Origin of the sequence: Sphingopyxis sp. (assembly GCF_036261875.1) — a bacterium.
Classification (GTDB): domain Bacteria; phylum Pseudomonadota; class Alphaproteobacteria; order Sphingomonadales; family Sphingomonadaceae; genus Sphingopyxis.
In genome coordinates this window covers 23,347-39,699 of sequence record NZ_DATAJZ010000015.1, presented here as the reverse complement: position 1 = coordinate 39,699, position 16,353 = coordinate 23,347, and the positions used below count along the sequence as shown (strand labels likewise).

The window sequence follows — 16,353 nt, the reverse complement described above, 5'->3', positions numbered from 1 at the left end:
TCTAGGCGATTCGATTTGAACCGAAGCGGAATGCGGCGTTTATTTTGAGGTCATTAGTGTCGCAATCTGTCGCGCCCATAACGACGAAAGGGCGCCGCCTTGCGACGGCGCCCGGAACTTTTGTCGGTAAGCGGATTTAGACCAGCTCGACCGCGACCGCCGTCGCTTCGCCGCCGCCGATGCACAGGCTCGCGATGCCGCGGGTCTTGCCGTGGCGCTGGAGCGCCGCGATCAGCGTCGTGATGATGCGCGTGCCGCTGGCGCCGATCGGGTGGCCGAGCGCGGTCGCGCCGCCGTGGACGTTGATCTTGTCGTGCGGGATGCCGAGGTCGTGCATCGCGAACATCGCGACGCAGGCGAAGGCTTCGTTGACCTCGAACAGGTCGACGTCGCCGATCGACCAGCCGGCCTTCGCCAGCACCTTGTTGATCGCGCCGACCGGGGCGATGGTGAAATCCTTGGGCTCCTGCGCGTGCGCGGCGTGGGCGACGAGCTTCGCGACCGGCTTTGCCCCTTTCGCTTCCGCGACCGACTGGCGCGTCAGCACCACGGCGGCGGCGCCGTCCGAAATCGACGAACTGGTCGCGGCGGTGATCGTGCCGTCCTTGGCGAAGGCAGGGCGCAGCGTCGGGATCTTGTCGGGGTTGCCCTTGCCGGGCTGCTCGTCGGTGTCGACGACCACCTCGCCCTTGCGCGTGGTCAGCGTCACCGGGGTGATCTCGGCGGCGAAGGCGCCGTCGGCGATCGCCGCCTGCGCGCGCTTCAATGATTCGATCGCATAATCGTCCTGCGCCTCGCGGCCGAGTTGATAGGCGTCGGCGGTATCCTGCGCAAAGGTGCCCATCGCGCGGCCGGCCTCATAGGCGTCCTCCAGCCCGTCGAGGAACATATGGTCATAGGCGGTGTCGTGCCCGATGCGCGCGCCCGACCGATGCTTCTTGAGGAGATAGGGCGCGTTGGTCATCGATTCCATGCCGCCCGCGACGGCCAGGTCGATGCTGCCCGCGGCGAGCGCTTCGGCGGTCATGATGACGGTCTGCATCCCCGAACCGCACACCTTGTTGACGGTCGTCGCCTGCACCGACTTGGGCAGCCCGGCCTTGATCGCGGCCTGCCGCGCCGGCGCCTGGCCAAGGCCCGCGGGCAGCACGCAGCCCATATAGATGCGTTCAATATCGTCGCCCTTGACGCCCGCGCGCTCGACCGCGGCCTTGACCGCGGTGGCACCGAGATCGGTCGCGCTCGCGTCCGACAGCACGCCCTGCATACCGCCCATCGGGGTGCGGGCATAGGACAGGAAAACGACGGGATCGGTGGCGGTCATAGCGGGAGACTCCGTAAGGGAAAGAGGTTCGGCGGATGGATTAGCCGAAATGCTGCACCTGCGAAAGGGGGGCATCTCCCAGCCCGCGTTTCTTTCGAGAGGAGGGGGGCGAGCCTTGGCGCCGTCACCTCGTCAAAGTTCAGTAAAGTTCAGTCCAATGATGACGTCATCGGGCTTCTCTTGCGGCGACAAGTGGGTGGATCGCGTGTCGGAGCAGGAAGGGTGCTGTTCATCCGCAACCTTGAAGCATAGCGGGATATTGTAGGAAAGAGGTTTTGCCGCGAGGGCGCTTGGGAGGCCGTGCACTGTTGCCGTAACGCGATGAACGACTGGAAAGGGGTGGGGAACGGACGTCGCCGATCCTCCCCGTGCCGGGGAGGATATCTTGTCGGCAACCGGTCGCTTCCCGATCGTCCGCGTTTCACACGGCTCGGGTGTCCCGCCGTCGACCCCGGATTGCGCCGCGCGAAGGTTTCATCTTGCAACGCGCTCCCGGCCATGATCAAACATCGCCGCAAATCTTAGGGGAGACGGGTCATGGCCACCGCCATCAAGCAGGACATCGCCGGCGAAACGGCACGCATGGATGAAGTGCTCGCGGCGCAGAGGGCAAGCTTTACCGCCGCCATGCCCGAAAGCCTCGCGGTGCGCACCGACCGCATCGACCGCGCGATTGCACTGCTCGTCGATCATGCCGAGGATTTCGCCAAGGCGGTGAGCGAGGATTTCGGGCATCGCAGCCGCGAGCAGACGCTGATGACCGACATCATGCCGTCGGTCAGCGCGCTCAAACATGCGAAGAAGCATCTTGCCGCCTGGTCGCGCGGCGAGAAGCGCAAACCCACCTTTCCGCTCGGCCTGCTCGGCGCGAAGGCCGAGGTCGTCTATCAGCCGAAGGGCGTCGTCGGGGTCGTCGCGCCCTGGAACTTCCCGGTCGGCATGGTCTTCGTGCCGATGGCAGGCATCCTCGCCGCGGGCAACCGCGCGATGATCAAGCCCAGCGAATTCACCGAAAATGTGTCGGCGCTGATGGCGCGGCTCGTCCCCGATTATTTCGACGCGACCGAAATGGCGGTGTTCACCGGCGACGCGGAGGTCGGCATCGCCTTCTCGAAGCTCGCCTTCGACCATCTGATCTTCACCGGCGCGACGGGCGTCGGTCGGCATATCATGCGTGCTGCCGCCGATAATCTCGTTCCGGTGACGCTCGAACTCGGCGGCAAGTCGCCGACCTTCATCGGGCGCAGCGCGAACAAGGATCTCGTCGGCCAGCGCGTCGCGCTCGGCAAGATGATGAATGCGGGGCAGATCTGCCTCGCGCCCGATTACCTTCTCGTCGCCGAGGATCAGGAAGGAGAGGTGATCGACAGCGTCAGCAAGGGCGTCGCGGCGCTCTATCCGACGCTGCTCAAGAACGACGATTATACGTCGGTCGTGAACGGGCGGAATTTCGACCGGCTGCAGGGCTATCTCGCCGACGCGCGCGAAAAGGGCGCCGAGGTGATCGAGGTCAATCCGGCGGGCGAGGATTTCGCGAGCGCCAACGGCCACAAGATGCCGCTCCACATCGTCCGCGGCGCGACCGACGAGATGAAGGTGATGCAGGAGGAGATTTTCGGCCCGATCCTGCCGGTGAAGACCTACAAGTCGATCGACGAGGCGATCGATTATGTGAACGACCACGACCGTCCGCTCGGCCTCTATTATTTCGGGCAGGACAAGAGCGAGGAGGAGCGCGTGCTGACGCGCACCATCTCGGGCGGCGTGACCGTCAACGACGTGCTGTTTCACAACGCGATGGAGGATCTGCCCTTCGGCGGGGTCGGGCCGTCGGGGATGGGCAATTACCATGGGGTCGATGGCTTCCGCACCTTCAGCCACGCGCGCGCGGTGTATCGCCAGCCCAAGCTGGATGTCGCGGGGCTCGCAGGTTTCAAGCCGCCCTACGGCAAGGCGACGGCGAAGACGCTGGCGAAGGAACTCAAGAAATAGCTTGGCAAGGGCGGGGGCGGCGCATTAGGGCACGCTCCGTCTTGATTGCGACCACCGGTCGCATAAAGATGCCTAGCGCCTGATGGATCAGGCGCGGGGGCCCCTGTGGTGAAATTGGTAGACGCGCTCGACTCAAAATCGAGTTCCGCAAGGAGTGCTGGTTCGAGTCCGGCCAGGGGCACCATTTCCGGTCCGAATCGGGCACCACCCCGCCGGGATCAGGCCTTCCCTTTTGCGTAGCTATCCCCGCGCCGCGCCCGGGCCTCTCAGCTATGGTTCAATATTCGAAGCCGGCGGGTGCAGGCGTCGGCATTGGCATACCATGCGCCATGGATGACGATCGCGCGGTCCATCGCATTGTCGTTGGTGGGGTCGAGCCCGGCAAGCCGCTGCGACCGGTCATGCTGGCCGACGTAGTAATCGCCGGTCAGAAAGGCGCCCTCGCTCGAAGCGTTGGACCCCGAGACGTTGGAAAATTTATGGAGATAGCCCGTGTGATGCGGGTCCGAGCGCAGCCGGCTCGGCGCTGGCGGCGTCATATTCGGCCTGCGCTGCGAGCAGGTCGTCGCGGAAGGCCGGAACTTCGCGCAGCCGGGTCAGCACCGCCGCGGCGACCGCGCGCGCGGCGTCGGTATCGGTCGGGAAATGATAGCCGCAGATGACGCGGCTCAGCGCATAGTCGCGGCCGCGGTCGAGGATCTGCGCCGCGCGGTCCGGCGCGACCTCGGCAAGCAGCAGCGCGGTCGCCCAGCCATAGACACTGTGCCCCGACGGATAGGAGGAGCCGCCGCGTGGTTCCTTGTCGGGCGCGGGGATCGGGCTGCTGCCGCAGCGGCGGGTGAGCTGATAGCGCTGATAGGGGCGCGGGCGCTGGAAAATATCCTTGGCGGTCCACACCGGGTCGGCGGCGTCGCGCATGACACGGTTGAGAAGCTGGATCAGCCGCGGGCTGTGCGCGCGGTCGATCGGCCGGCCGAGGGCGTCGGCGAAGCGCGGATAGACCATCTTGCTGTCGAGCTGGGCTACGTCCCACCGATCGGGCGCGACCGCGGCCTGAAAGCGCTGCGAGATGTTCATGTCGATCTGGTCGAGCAGCGAATCCGGCGCGGGCGGCGGGCCGACGAGCAGGCGATAATCGACGCTGCCCTTGGCCAGATAGCCCTCGGGCTTCGCCTCTCCCTCCGGCCTTTTCACGCCTTCGAGCGACTGCGCCGATGCGGCGGCGGGAACCATCAGCGACAGGGCGGCAAGGCTGGCGAGCAGGGCGCGGCGGATCATCGGCTAGCCTCCAGTGTCAAAATATGGGACGGGGCCCGCCGCCGGGAGTGCGGCGGCGGGAGCACGCGCGACCAGGTCAGAATTTCGCTTCGAATCCGACATAGAAATAGCGGCCGATCTCGTCATAGTCGCCGGTGATATTCTGCGAGCTTCCCGAAACCGTGCCGGTCGGCAGGAAGGGACTCTTGCTGTCGAAGGCGTTGTTGACGCCGGTATAGATGCGGAAGTCGCGGCCCGCCGACGGCACCTCCAGGCTGGCGTAGAAATCGTGCCGCACCCGGTCGCCGACGTGCAGGAAGGGCGGGTTCGACCCGGCCGCCTCGGCAACCGCGAGCCGCTGGTTGCTGTCGACCGCCTTGCCGGTGTAGCGGATCTTCCAGCGCAGGCGGAGCCCGCCGTCGCGATAGCCGAACTGCGCCTGGCCGGTGTTCACCCACGCCCCGATCTCGCCCTTCGAATCGGTGGTCGAGACACCATTCACGCCGTCGAAGACGGTGTAGAAATCGAGCAGGCGCGAATAGAGCAGCCGGACGTCGAACTTGCCCGTCGACGACAGCCACTGGGGGGCGTCGAAGCGATAGTCGAGTCCGACGTCGATCCCCGACCGCACGATCTTGTTGAGGTTGAGGTCGCGGTTGATGATCTGGGTGATCTGGCCTTCGCCGTTGCGCGTGATTTCGTTGCAGAAGAAATTGTCGGTGAGCCCGTCGGGGTTGCCGAGGCATTCGCGCAGCAACTGGTCGGCGTCGAGCGACGCGATCGCATCGCGCACCTTGATCTTGAAATAATCGACCGTCAGCGACAGTCCGCGAAGGAAGGTCGGCGTCACCACCGCGCCGAGCGACAGCGTGTCGGCGGTCTCTTCCTTGAGGTCGGGATTGCCCGACGATGGCCCCTTGATGCCGGTCGTATCCTGCAGGAAGACGCCGTTCGCCGCTATTTCGGCGGCGATGCCGGGGATCGACCGGCAGTTGTCGGCGATCGTTCCGGCCGTCGCGGCGGTGACCCCGCTGCACAGGTCGACGACCGAATCGGCGTCGTCGCGGAGCGGCGAATAAAGGTTGGTGACCGTCGGCGCGCGCTGGGCGCGGGCATATTGGCCGCGGAAGCGGATATCGGCGACCGGCGCCCACTCGCCGCCGAAGCGATAGCTGAATACCGATCCGACGTTGCGGATATTATAATCGCCATAGCGGGCGGCCGCGTCGAGCGACAGGCGATGGAAGAAGGGCTGGTCGCGCAGCAGCGGCACACTGACCTCGACGAAGGCCTCCTTGGCTGTGATATTGCCTTCATATTCGGCGATGAACGAGGCGGAGCCAAAGCCCTGCCGCGTCACCGGGTCGGTGGTTGAGCGCTGCCAGTCGCGGCGATATTCGCCGCCGAAGGCGACCGACAGCGGCCCGGCCGGAAGCTCGAACAGCGCCCCGCTCATATAGCCCTGGACCACGTCCTGGCGCATCAGCCCGTCGAGGATCAGGTCGGCGCGGACATAGTCGGCCGCCTCCTTGGTGATCGAGCCGGGGCCGAAGATGTTGATCGGTTTGCAGCCCGCGGCGCGCGCATCCGCGTCGACGCAGCGCACGCGGCTGAGGTCGCCGGGCGCGGCGGGATCATATTCGGCGTTCAGCGCATATTGCAGATTCTGGAAATTGAGGACGTTGATCCGGTCCTGCTGCTGGTGGAAGCGGCCGTAGCCATAGCTCAGTTCCCAGTTCCAATTGTCGCCGATCTTGCCGCGCAGCCCGGCCCAGCCGCGCCACGTCTGGCGATCGTTGAGGATCTGATAGTCGCCGAGTTCGGTGAAGCGCCGCGACCATTGGACGCCCGACGAGGAAGCGAGGGCGCGGATTTCGGCGGGAACGAAGGGATTGTTCCGCGGGATGCGGCCGACCTCGTCGAGGTCGTTCGGATCGCCGAATTCGTCGTCATAGGCAGCGGTCTCGGCGCCGCCGCGCGCGGCGCGCGTCTTGATCTTCGAATATTGGACCTGCGCAAAGGCCTCGATCCCGCTGCCGAGGTCGGCGGTCAGCTTGGCCGCGGCGAGATAGGAGGTGCGCGGCGCGCTGAACTGAAGGTCGGGACGCGTCTCCCAGCCGTAAACCGCGCTTGAGGTGGCGCGATAGAGATTGCCGTCCGCGTCATAGACGAAATAGCCGCCGCCCGCGGTCGAGCTCGACAGGAAGCGGCCGCCGGGCGTGCTACTGCTCCGCGCGGGGCGGTTGATGCCGAGGTCGCCCTGGTTGTCGGGATTGGCATCGGCGCTCTGGCTGTAGGACAGCGATTCGAGCGTGCGGGCGCGCTGGCTGCCCATGACGCCCGCTTCCTTTTCATAGCTGGCGCCGGCGACCAGCGACACGCGGTCGTCGAACAGCTTCTGACCGACGAGCAGGTCGAGGTTGAGCCGCTGGCTGTCGCCGCGGCTCGAAATGCCGGCGCGGCCGCCCAGGCGCACGCCGTCGAACTTGTCGCGGGTGATGATGTTGACGACCCCCGCGATCGCGTCGGAGCCATAGACCGCCGATGCGCCGCCGGTGATCACCTCGACCCGTTCGACGAACAGGGTGGGGATCGAGCTCAGGCTGACGGTGTTCGCGGTGATGCGGTTCGACACGGTGCGGCGGCCATCGATCAGCGTCAGCGTGCGGTCGCTCCCCAGGCTGCGCAGATTGATCGACGAAATGCCCGCGGCGTTGATCTGGCTGTTCGAATTGGCGAGGTTGGTCCCCGGCGTGACGCCCGGATAATCAAGGAGGATCTCGGACAATTCGGTCGCGCCCGAGGACTGGATATCCTCTTCGTTGATCGCGACAATCGGGACCGGCGAGTCGGTGACGACCTGCCGCGCGATGCGGCTGCCGGTGACGATGATATCGTCGGCGGGCTCTTCGGTGGCGCGCGGCTCAAAATAGGCCGCACCCGAGGCGTCGGCGATCTTGGCGGCCGGGCGGATGACGAGGATGCCTGAACGCCCCCGGCTCGCCTCGAGCCCCGAACCCGCGAGCAGCCGTGCAACCCCGTCGCGGACGGTGAAGCTGCCCTTGAGCGCGGGTGCGCGCTTGCCGCGGACGGCGCTGCCGTCGAAGCTGATCTGCTGCCCCGAGACGCGGGCGAATGCCTTCAGGCTCGTCTGCAGATCCTGCGCCGGAAGCGCGAAATCATAGGTGCGCTCCTGCGCGATGGCCGGAACCGACGCCATCGCGGCGGCAAGCGCGGCGGCCGCGATCGAGCTTTTGAGTGCATGGCTGAACATTGGCTTCATTCCCCCTGTCGCGCCCGATCGATCCCGGGCGATCGAACAGAAAGACGCACGGCGACCGCAAAGGGACATCTGTTTTATCGCGCTTCCAGCACCACCTCGTCGCCGGCGATGCGTTGCCGCACCGGATGAAGCGCAGTCACCCCTTCGACGAAGGCATCGACGTCGCCGGCGCGGAACATGCCGTCGATCCGGATTGCGCCGAGCGCCGGATCGGCGAGCCGGATGCGCCGCGCCGAATAGCGGTTCATGCGCTCGACCGCCCCCACCAGCGGCTCGTCGTCGAAGCTGATGAGGCCCAGTTCCCAGCCCAGCGTCTGCGACAGATCGGGGCGGCTGACCTGCGGCGGCGCGGCCGATCCGACCGTGTCGACCAGCTCGCTGCCCGCCGTCATCATCAGCCGTCGCCGCGCGGGCACCGCCGAGCGCGTGGTGTCGGCGCGGTCGCGCACCTCGACCTGCCCCTCATAGAGGATCACGCGCACCTCGCCGTCGACCAGCTCGACGCTGAACGACGTGCCGACCGCGACGATCAGCTTGTCCCCCGCGGCGACGGTGAAGGGGCGCAGCGGATCCTTCGCCACGTCGAACTTGGCGCGGCCCTCGACCAACTCGATCTGCCGCGCCTCGTCCTTCATCCGCACGGTCATGCTCGTCGTCGCGTCGAGCGAGACATGCGAACCATCGGCGAGCAGCGCGACCCGCCGTTCGCCGACGCCCGTTTCGATCGCGTCGGGCCGGGTGACATACCATATGCCGGCCGTCGCCACCGCGAGCAGCAGCATGGCCGCCCAGGCGGCGCCCCGGCGTAACGGTCCCGGCGTGCCGGACAGCCAACGCTTCTGGCTCTGCTGGCGGAATTGCGACAGCGCCTTGCTGCGTAGCGCGATGATCTCGGGCCAATCGCCGATCGCGCCCGATTCCCGCCAGACGCGCGCCGCGTCCTGCAACAGGTCGGCATGGTCCGGCAGAGCGAGCCAGGCCTCGAACTCGTCCCATTCGGCCGGGGTCAGATCGTCCTCGGTAAGGCGGATGCACCACAGCGCGGCCGCTTCCATGGCTGCATCCTCGTCGGGTCGGAGGTTTGCCGCGTCGTTCATGGCGCTTTCCTCATATCCTTCATCAGCCCGGCCATTGCGCGCGCGACATGCTTCTTGACCGCGCTGACCGATATGCCGAACACCTCGGCGATCTTGTCCTGGCCCAGATTTTCGAGGCGATAGAGGATGAAGATCGTCTGCGTGCGCTCGGGCAGCGCGGCGAGCGCGCGCGACAGGGTCGAAAGCTCGGCGCGCCCCGCGGCGATGCGAAACGGATCGATGGGATCGATTCCCATCTCTTCGCTGCGCCCGACCATGTCGCGATATCGCGACCGAACCTTCATCCGCCGGGCGCGGTCGGCCAGCAGGTTCGACGCCATCTGAAAAATATAGGCTTCGGGCGAGGCGAAATCGCCGTCGCCATGCCCCAGCAGCTTCGCCAGCAATTCCTGCGTCAGATCCTCGGCCTCGGCATGATCGCCGACGCGTCGTAGGAAATAGGACAGCAGCGCGGGACGCCAGCGGCGGCCGAGATCCAGCTTGTCTCTAGCGGGTTGCATGGGCGGTCGGCGGCTTTCGATATACTATGGGCATAAGCCCATAGACGCGCGAGGCGGGCGGAGGGACACTTTTCATCTGTCCGGGTATCGGGCGGGCGCGCTTACGGCGGTGCTGCAGCTCGGCTTTCCCCGCAGCCAGGCCCCCGAATATACAGAGTCGAAGCCTGCAAGCGCGAAGATCGCGCGCCGCTTAAATATGCTCTTGAAGAATCCGGCCCGGTCCGCTCCGATGTCGAACAGCGTTTCGCGGTCCATCGAACCGCTTTCCTGGAGAGGACATAAATTGTGACCGAAGCCGTCAATCTCGCCGCAATCGAGGAAATCCGGTTGCTCAAGGCGTGCTATGTGCGTGCGCTCGATACCAAGGACTGGGCGCTGCTGCGTAGCTTGCTGACCGACGACATGGTCGGCGATTTTCGCGAGATGCCGGGCGAGACGGACGAATCCCTGCTGACCACCGGGGCCGATGCTTTCGTGGCGGGAGTCGCCGCCGCGCTCGAACATGCGACGACGGTCCATCATGTCCACAGCTTCGAAATTCGCTTCACCGGCGCCCGCGATGCCGAAGCGATCTGGGCGATGGACGATCATTTCTGGGCAGGCGAAGGAAGCGACCTTGCGGGCCGTTCGCGTCACGGCTTCGGACATTATCACGATTGCTATCGCAAGGCGCGCGGACGCTGGCTGATCGCCAGAACCCGGCTCAGCCGCATCCGCGTCGAGCGCGACTGACGCGCCTGCCGGTCGGTTCGGGTATCGGCGGGCTGAGCAAGGATGACATGATCGCCGCCCTCATGACGATGGGCGATCATATCCCGGGCAAATCAACGATCTCGTCCTTGCCTCGTATCACCTTGTGCCGCGGCCATCGGGTCGAGGCCGTTCAGGCGGCGCGTTCGAGCGGCTGCGCGGCCGACCGCCGCACGAGCCGGCCCGGCAGCGCGCCGGTATGCTCGCCGTCCAGATAGGTGATCTCGCCCGACACGATCGTCGCGACATAGCCGTCAGACGCCTGCTGCATCCGTTTGCCCCCGGCGGGCAGGTCATAGGCGACGCGCGGGACGTGCAGCCGCAGCGCGTCGAGGTCGATGACGTTGATGTCGGCCTTCCAGCCTTCGGCGATCCGCCCGCGATCCGCCATGCCCACGGTCGCCGCCGCCTTGCTCGTCAGTTCGGCGATCGCCAGCGGCAGCGGCAGCCGCTGGTCGTCGCGCGCATCGCGCGCCCAGCGCTGGAGCAGATAGGTGGGGAAGCTGGCGTCGCAGATCAGCCCGTAATGCGCGCCCCCGTCGGCCAGCCCCATGACGGTGTTCGGATGCCCCAGCATCTCGCGCACGCTGTCGAGATTGCCGCCCGAATAATTCGCCGCGGGCAGATAGAAAACCGCGCGGCCCTCGTCGCCGAGCAGCAGGTCGTAGCTATAGTCTTCGAGCGATCGGCCCGCCGCGGCGGCCAGCGATTCGACGCGGTCCTCGCGCGCGGGCTCATATTGCGGCGTGTCGCCCCACGGGCAGGTCGCGCGAAAGGCCGCGACGAGGTTCAGCGTGACCGGATTGCTGTCCTCGGGCTGTTCGGACAGGAGCCGGCGGCGGAAGTCCGGATCGCGCATCCGCGCGACCCGCTCGGCGAGCGGCAGATGCGCGATTGCCCGATAGCTCGGATGGCAGGAGAAAATATGCAGGCTGAGGTCGAGCCCGAAGAACATGCCGACCGGCCGCGGCGCGACTTGTCCGCGCATTTCGACGCCGTCGGCGGCGGCGCGTTCGAGCCCTTCGAGCATATGTCGCCAGCCGCCGCCGGGCTGACCCGCGACGTCGAGCAGCGTGAAGGAGAGCGGGCGGCGGCCGTGTTCGGCGACGGTCCGGAGTATGTCGAATTCCTGCGCGGCATCGCCGTCGGGCGCCGGGATGATCTGGAACACGCCGGCGTCGGCGTCGGTCAGCCCGTCCATCAGCGCGCAAAGCTCGTCGACGTCGGAATGGAGGCTCGGCGCCAGTTCGCCCGCCTTCGTGCGGTGCATCATGTTGCGCGAGGTGGTGACGCCGAACGCCCCCGCGTCAATCCCCTCGGCGACGAGCGCGCGCATCTTTGCCAGATCGTCCGCGGTGGGTGCCTCGCGCCGCGCCGCACGCTCGCCCATGACATAGATGCGGAGCGCCGAATGCGGAATCTGCGCGGCGATGTCGATATCGAGCCGTCGTTCGTCGAGCGCGTCGAGATAATCGGGAAAACTCTCCCAATTCCAGGGGAGGCCGTCGACCATCACCACTTCGGGAATATCCTCGACCCCCTCCATCAGCTTGACGAGCATGTCGCGCTGGTGCGGGCGGCACGGCGCGAAGCCGACGCCGCAATTGCCCATCACCACCGTCGTGACACCATGGCCCGACGAGGGCATCAGCCGCTCCTCCCAGGTGACCTGGCCGTCATAATGGGTGTGGATGTCGACGAAGCCGGGGGTGACGATCTTGCCCCGCGCGTCGATCTCGCGCTTTCCCGTCTCCGGCACGTCGCCGACCGCGACGATCAGCCCGTCGCGGATGGCGACGTCGGCGGTGCGCGGCGGGCTTCCCAGGCCGTCGTGAACGGTTCCGCCGCGGATGACGAGATCGTGATCAGCCATGTCCATTCCTCTTCCCGATTGCCGCTGTTTGCGGGTTTCCTTTTGCAACTGGTCTAGCCTTTTTCGGGCCTGCCGGAAAGCCCGAACCGAAAAGCATCCCTGCACGCTGGGCCCGCGGACGCGTTTGCATGGTCAGTAAAATTGACGTTCTGGTCCGAAAACTCGTCATTTAATTTGACAAGATGGAATTCATAGATAGCTTACTAATCAACCGTCGGCAAAGATCGGCGGCACGACATGGGAGAGGGATGAACATGGGCAAGCGCTCGATTACATGCTGTGCGTCGCTGCTGGCTATCGTCGTCACGACCGGGGCCTCGGCACAGGTCGAAACCGCTCCGGCCGCGCAGAGTGCTGGGTCCGCCGATCAGGTTGCCGAGATCATCGTCACGGCGCAGCGCCGCGAGCAGAATCTTCAGGATGTTCCGGCCTCGGTGACTGCATTCGACAGCGCGAGCCTGGAAGCGCAATCGGTGCTCAACCTGACCGACCTCAATTCGAAGGTGCCGAACGTCGTCCTCGCGCCGGTAGGCGCCTATCCCTATGCAAGCGCCTTCTTCATTCGCGGCCTTGGCTTCGCCGACGTCGAATCGACCTTCGAACCGTCGGTCGGGGTCGAGATGAACGGCGTCTATCTCGCGCGCAACAGCGGCGCGCTTCAGGATTTCTTCGACATCGAATCGGTCGAGATTCTGCGCGGCCCGCAGGGCACGCTCTATGGTCGTAACACGATCGGCGGCGTCGTCAGCGTGCGGACCAAGCGGCCGGGCGACACCTTCGCGGGCGAGGGGCAATTGACCTTCGGCGATCGCGGCCGCGTCGAGGCCCGCGCGGCGCTCGAAACGCCGCTGGGCGACGCTCTCGCGGTGCGCGCCTCGATGCTCTACAAGACCTATAACGGTTATAACCACAACGCGACGACCGGCGAAAAGGTTGGCGGCAACGAGGTCTGGTCGGGCCGCCTGACGCTGGTCGCGCGGCCGTCCGACACTCTCGAAGCGACGCTTGTCGCCGATTTCGACCGCGAGCGCGGATCGGGCGCGGCGTTCCGTAACGCGTCGCTTCCCGGCGACGTCTATTATGATTTCAGTCCCGATACCGGCACGCCGACCCCGGCGGTTCCGGCGGGCAATTCGGACCCGACCGATCCCTATACCATCTATTCGGATACGCCGCTGTTCGCGAACCTCGATACCTGGGGGCTGGCGTTCAGCCTCGATTGGGCGATCGGCGGCGCAAAGATCACCGCGGTCACCGGCTATCGCGAGTTCAAGGATCGCGTGCAGAGCGATTATGACGCGAGCGCCTTGCCCTTCTTCTCCGCGCTGCGCGATCAGAAGCACGAGCAGTTCAGCCAGGAAATCCGCATCGCGTCGGACGGCAAGTCGCGCCTCGACTATGTGCTCGGCGCCTTCTTCATGCACCAGAGCTATGACATCACCAATGCGCAGAGCGGGCTTATCTATGGCGGCGCGACGGTCCCGCAGATCGCCAGCCAGAGCAACACCGCCTGGGCGGGCTTCGGACAGCTCGACTTCCACGCCACCGATGCGCTGACGCTGACCGCCGGGGGGCGCTACAGCTATGAGAAGAAGCGCTTCACCAACCAGCCGCTCTTCTATCCGGCGTCGATGACCTATCGCGACAATTGGGACAATTTCTCGCCCAAATTGGGGATCAGCTATCAGGTCAATCCCGATGTCCTCGCTTATGTCACCTGGTCGAAGGGTTTTCGCAGCGGCGGGTTCAATGGCCGCGCGGCCAGCTTCACCTCGGCGGGCCCTTATGATGCCGAAACCGTGTCGAGCTTCGAGGGCGGGCTGAAGACCGAATTGTTCGACCGCCGCGTGCGCTTCAATCTCGCTGCTTTTTCGTCGACCTACACCGACATGCAGGTCGGCACGCAGGGGCTGACCTCGGGCGGCGTCTATGAATCGATCGTCACCAACGCCGGCAAGGGCCGCATCGACGGGATCGAGAGCGAATTGCAATGGGTGCTCGGCGGCGGGTTCAGCATCAACGCCAATGCCGCCTACCTCAACGCGCGGTTCAAGGAGAATTTCACCGATCTCACCAGCGACGGCGTCGACAATCCGACCGACAACAGCGACCTGCCGTTCGCCTATGCGCCGAAATGGTCGGGCAGCCTCGGGCTTTTCTATGACGCCGATGTCGGGATCGGAAAGCTGAACGGATCGGTCAACGCGGTCTATATGGACGATCTCTATACCAGCGGTGGCGCCGCCAACCGGACCAGCGACGTGCAGTTGCGGCCGAGCAATATGCTCGTCGATGCGACGCTCGGACTGCAGAGCGAGCAGGGCTGGCGGATCGGTGTCTGGGTCAAGAACGCCTTCGACAAGACGGTCATCAACAACACCTTCGGCCTTGGTCCGCTCGGTTTCCTGCGCATCTATTCGCCGCCGCGCACCTTCGGCGTCGATCTGGGCTATAAATTCTGATGCTGGAATCGGGTGGCGGACCCGTGGAGACCCACCTGCCGCTGCCGGATTCCCGGACCGGCGCCGGGGCGGGGCAGGGGGGCGCGATCGGTGCGCGCGACCGGCGCTACGCGGTCTTCATGCTGTTGGTGGTGTCGACGATCGCGTTCATCGACCGATCGATCCTCAATACGGTGGGGCAGGCGATCAAGACCGATCTCCACCTCAGCGACACGCAGCTCGGCCTGCTCGGCGGCGCGGCCTTCGCGATCCTTTACGGCGTCCTGGCCATTCCGGTCGCGCGCCTCGCCGAACGCTATAATCGCGTGCGCATCATCGCGGTCTCGATGGCCGCCTGGTCGGCGATGACGGCGCTGTGCGCCGCCGCGAGCGGCTTTGGCGGGCTGATGCTGGCGCGGATCGGCGTCGGCATCGGCGAAGCCGGATCGGGAGCGCCCTCGCAGTCGCTGGTGGGCGACTATTTCCTGCCCGAAAAGCGTGCTTCGGTCTTCGGCATTCTCGGCCTCGCGACGCCGATCGGGATCATTCTCGGCGGGATTGGCGGCGCGGTCGTCGCCGAAAGCCACGGCTGGCGGGCCGCGTTCCTGCTGGTCGGGCTTCCCGGTATTGCGCTGTCGGCGATCGTTTGGCTGACCCTCAAGGAGCCGGCGCGCGGCCTCTCCGACGGCCGGATCGCCTCCGACGTCACTCCGCCGCTCGGCGCCGTGCTCCGGCGCCTTGCCGGAAGCCCCGCATTTCGCAACCTCGTGCTAGCGGGAACGGTGGTGAGCTTCGTCGGCTATGCCGGCATGACCTTCGCGCATCCCTTCTTCGTGCGCAATTTCGACGTCGGCTATACCGAGGCGGCGATCGCCTTCGCGGTGATCAACAGCGTATCGCTCGGCAGCGGCAGCGTGCTCGGCGGGATCGTCGCCGACCGCCTGGGGCGCCGCGACATCCGCTGGTATGGCTGGCTTCCCGCCATCTGCATGATACTCGCGGCCGCGACCTATATGCTCGGCTTTTCGCAGACGAGCTGGTTCTGGACGATCCTGCTCCTGACCCCGCCGGGCTTTTTCGCCGGCGTCTTCACCGGGCCGACCTTCGCCGTCACCAGCAACCTGGTCGAGCCGCGGATGCGGGCATCGGCGACCGCGATCCTGACGCTGACGATGAGCGTGCTCGGCATGACCCTGGGCCCGATCACCGCCGGCTGGTTCAGCGATATCTTCGCGGCGCAGGCTTTCGCCGGCGATTATGCTGCGCGCTGCGGCGAAGCGACCACGGCCGCGGCCTGTGCGGCGGCTTCGGCTCAGGGGCTCCGGACCGCGCTGGTCACGGTCTGCTCCTTCTATGTCGTCGCGGGATGGCTGTTCTTTCGCATGGCGGCGCACCTGCCGCGCGAACTGGCTCATATGGAGGAGCGCCAATGACCGAGGCGGAGCAAATCGAGGCGGTTGCCGATCGCTTTTTCGGGGCGGTCGAGGCGGGCGACGCGGGCACGGTCGAGGCCTGCTACGATCCCGCGGTGGTCATCTGGCACGGCCATACGCGCCAGGCGCAGGACCGGGCGGCGAATGTCGCGACGCTGACGCAGTTCATCGCACTCACGCGCGAGCGGCGCTACACCGACCGCAAGATCCATGTCTTCGACGGCGGTTTCGTCCAGCAGCATCTGCTGGTCGCGATCGCCAATGGCGGCGCGCGGCTCGAGCTTCCCGCGGCGCTGATCTGCGCGGTGACGGGCGACCGCATCACCCGGCTCGAGGAATATTTCGACAATTCGGCCGTGATCGAATGGGCAAAGGCGCCCGATTTCGCGTGACGGCTTCAGGA

11 protein-coding genes, 1 tRNA gene and 1 pseudogene are annotated in these 16,353 nt (G+C 66.0%); 6 read left to right on the top strand and 7 right to left on the bottom strand.

Annotated elements, in window-relative coordinates:
• Nucleotides 1–136: 136 nt before the first annotated feature.
• Entirely contained in the window at nt 137–1,324 is a 1,188-nt protein-coding gene (locus VHO04_RS08435; protein ID WP_329627908.1) for an acetyl-CoA C-acyltransferase, read from the bottom strand.
• A gap of 537 nt (nt 1,325–1,861) precedes the next feature.
• Between VHO04_RS08435 and VHO04_RS08430 the strand changes: the two genes are divergently transcribed.
• Together VHO04_RS08430 and VHO04_RS08425 are read left to right on the top strand one after the other, a co-directional pair.
• Nucleotides 1,862–3,316, top strand: a complete 1,455-nt coding sequence (locus tag VHO04_RS08430) for a coniferyl aldehyde dehydrogenase (protein WP_329627907.1) — start codon at nt 1,862–1,864, stop codon at nt 3,314–3,316.
• 99 nt (nt 3,317–3,415) lie between these two features.
• Nucleotides 3,416–3,500, top strand: a tRNA-Leu gene (locus tag VHO04_RS08425).
• Nucleotides 3,501–3,621: 121 nt separating this feature from the next.
• On the opposite strand, the pseudogene VHO04_RS08420 reads toward VHO04_RS08425, so the two are convergent.
• The 5 genes and pseudogenes from VHO04_RS08420 to VHO04_RS08400 all read right to left on the bottom strand — a co-directional run.
• A pseudogene (locus VHO04_RS08420) lies at nt 3,622–3,825 on the bottom strand (murein L,D-transpeptidase catalytic domain-containing protein); the annotation flags it as partial.
• Complete coding sequence (locus VHO04_RS08415) at nt 3,794–4,234, bottom strand: phosphatase PAP2 family protein (protein ID WP_329627934.1); 441 nt, start codon at nt 4,232–4,234, stop codon at nt 3,794–3,796. The pseudogene VHO04_RS08420 and the gene VHO04_RS08415, both read right to left, overlap by 32 nt.
• A gap of 436 nt (nt 4,235–4,670) precedes the next feature.
• Nucleotides 4,671–7,847, bottom strand: coding sequence for a TonB-dependent receptor (locus VHO04_RS08410; protein WP_329627906.1), 3,177 nt, complete (start codon nt 7,845–7,847; stop codon nt 4,671–4,673).
• 83 nt (nt 7,848–7,930) lie between these two features.
• Nucleotides 7,931–8,953 (bottom strand): FecR family protein, encoded by a 1,023-nt coding sequence (locus tag VHO04_RS08405; RefSeq protein WP_329627905.1) that lies wholly within the window; start codon nt 8,951–8,953, stop codon nt 7,931–7,933.
• A complete protein-coding gene (locus VHO04_RS08400; RefSeq protein WP_329627904.1) occupies nt 8,950–9,453 on the bottom strand; it encodes an RNA polymerase sigma factor in 504 nt (167 codons plus the stop codon). Before VHO04_RS08400 ends, VHO04_RS08405 begins: the two co-directional genes overlap by 4 nt.
• 285 nt (nt 9,454–9,738) lie before the next feature.
• On the opposite strand from VHO04_RS08400, the gene VHO04_RS08395 reads away from it, so the two are divergent.
• Nucleotides 9,739–10,185 carry a nuclear transport factor 2 family protein gene (locus VHO04_RS08395; RefSeq protein WP_329627903.1) on the top strand — a complete coding sequence of 149 codons (447 nt, stop codon included), beginning with the start codon at nt 9,739–9,741 and terminating at the stop codon, nt 10,183–10,185.
• A 151-nt stretch (nt 10,186–10,336) separates the two neighbouring features.
• Here the strand turns inward: VHO04_RS08395 and VHO04_RS08390 are convergent, their stop codons facing one another.
• On the bottom strand, nt 10,337–12,076 hold the full coding sequence (locus tag VHO04_RS08390) for an N-acyl-D-amino-acid deacylase family protein (RefSeq protein ID WP_329627902.1): 1,740 nt from the start codon (nt 12,074–12,076) through the stop codon (nt 10,337–10,339).
• Nucleotides 12,077–12,330: 254 nt separating this feature from the next.
• Between VHO04_RS08390 and VHO04_RS08385 the strand changes: the two genes are divergently transcribed.
• From VHO04_RS08385 to VHO04_RS08375, 3 genes are read left to right on the top strand one after another with little or no spacing between them, the layout of a single operon-like run.
• Nucleotides 12,331–14,538 (top strand): TonB-dependent receptor, encoded by a 2,208-nt coding sequence (locus tag VHO04_RS08385; protein WP_329627901.1) that lies wholly within the window; start codon nt 12,331–12,333, stop codon nt 14,536–14,538.
• Between the two features lie 23 nt (nt 14,539–14,561).
• The gene (locus VHO04_RS08380; RefSeq protein WP_329627900.1) at nt 14,562–15,950 is read left to right on the top strand and encodes an MFS transporter; all 1,389 of its coding nucleotides are present in this window, start codon (nt 14,562–14,564) and stop codon (nt 15,948–15,950) included.
• Nucleotides 15,947–16,342: a nuclear transport factor 2 family protein gene (locus VHO04_RS08375; protein WP_329627899.1), complete on the top strand. Its 396-nt coding sequence runs from the start codon at nt 15,947–15,949 to the stop codon at nt 16,340–16,342. Before VHO04_RS08380 ends, VHO04_RS08375 begins: the two co-directional genes overlap by 4 nt.
• The last annotated feature ends 11 nt before the right edge of the window (nt 16,343–16,353 follow it).